The sequence below is a fragment of the Streptomyces sp. SID5785 genome (assembly GCF_009870065.1).
In the GTDB taxonomy this organism is placed as follows: domain Bacteria; phylum Actinomycetota; class Actinomycetes; order Streptomycetales; family Streptomycetaceae; genus Streptomyces.
On record NZ_WWIA01000321.1, the window covers coordinates 1 to 1,457 of the forward strand.

Here is a 1,457-nt window from a genome sequence, read left to right on the forward strand (position 1 = left end):
GCCACAGGCGAGCGACGATCAGCCCGAGCACGACCACGCCGAAGGTGATCCGCAGCCACGGCGGCACGGCGCCCGCGCCGGGCAGGTAGGCGAAGGAGGTCATGGGTGTCTCCTACCCGCTCCGCCGCTGGAGCGCTCCACGGTGCTACCCGCTCCACTCCTCGCGTCGCGGCAGATGCCGGACGGTCTGGCGGAGCTGCTTCTCGACCTCGAAGTGGTCGAGACCGTGTGCGTCGGCGTACGCGGTCACGGCCGCCTGCACCGCGGCCGCGGCCCGGAACCACGACTCGCGCTGGGCGGGCCGTTCGCTGTCGTCGAGGTGCTCGATCCTGCGGCCCGCGTCGTCGGCGGCCCGCTGCAGGGCGATCAGGCTGTCGGGGAGGTTCACGTGCGGATCGTAGGACCGGAGCCCGGACGGACCCCGGACCCGGCGCCCCGACCCGCCCGTCCGCCACACGTCGGGCCCACAGGCCCGCGCCGCGCCGGACGGGCGTGCGGTCCGCCGCGGATCAGGACCGGGAAGCGGTCCCGCACTCCTGCTCGCCGTCCGGTGCGCTCGCCGGCGCGAGCGGGCTGCTGCGGTCGTACGGGTCGACGACCGGGCCGTCGGGGCGCTCCCCGGAGCCGAACGTCGGCGTGAGGTACCCCGTGTACGAGCGGCAGCCGGCGTTCGTCGTGTCGATCTTGTTGCTGACCACGGCGAACGTGCCGTCCTTCATCCTGATCCTGTCCGGGTCGGCCCAGTCCATGACGACCTCGCGCCGCACGATGACGCGTGTGACCTCGTCGGAGTCGCCCCGCACGGCGGTGACCGGGTACACGTACGTGACGTCGGTGGTCACGCGCAGCGCCCGGTCGGCCCCCGGCGCCTGCGCGAAGCTGATGCGGCCGCGGACCTTGACCACGTCGCCGACGAGCCGCACTTTCGTGCCGTCGAAGCGGCTGAACAGGACCAGCGGGTTGAACTCCTCGCTCGGGTCGCGCAGCGAGGTCTCGATGAACGCCTTCTCCTTGGGCTGCTCCGGGTTGATGTACCCGATCGCCTCGCCGGGCCGCTCCCCGCGCAGCACGTCCCGGTCGAGGCTGGAGGCGACGAGGAAGTCCCGGCTGCGCTCCAGCGCGCGGGCCACCTGCGCGCGGTCCATCCAGCCGGTGGCGCGGGCGGCCGGCACCGTGATCCCGTCCGCGTCGTCCGCCCAGCGCAGGGCGGGCGAGCCCCGGAACGGCTCGGCGACGGTGGGGCGCTGCGTGTCACCGGTCGGCGGGGGAGCCGACGGCCTGGCCGTCTCGGCGCCGAGCGCGGTGGTCTCCTCGTCACCGCTCCCGCCGAACAGACCGGTCACCCGGCCCGGTGCGAGGGCGACGAGGAGCAGCGCCAGCGCGGCCACGAACCCGGCCACGTACCAGCCGGTCCGGCTGCGGCGCGGCGCCGGGCTGTGCGCCCGCCAGGCGTCGCC

At 74.9% G+C, this 1,457-nt stretch carries 2 protein-coding genes; both read right to left on the reverse strand.

Translation table 11 applies throughout. From position 1 onward, the window contains the following. Positions 1-145: 145 nt before the first annotated feature. Positions 146-388 carry a hypothetical protein gene (locus tag GTW43_RS10495; protein ID WP_161301377.1) on the reverse strand — a complete coding sequence of 81 codons (243 nt, stop codon included), beginning with the start codon at positions 386-388 and terminating at the stop codon, positions 146-148. Positions 389-509: 121 nt separating this feature from the next. Continuing rightward, on the reverse strand, positions 510-1,457 hold a 948-nt coding region (locus tag GTW43_RS10500; protein WP_161301378.1), incomplete at its 5' end, for a hypothetical protein.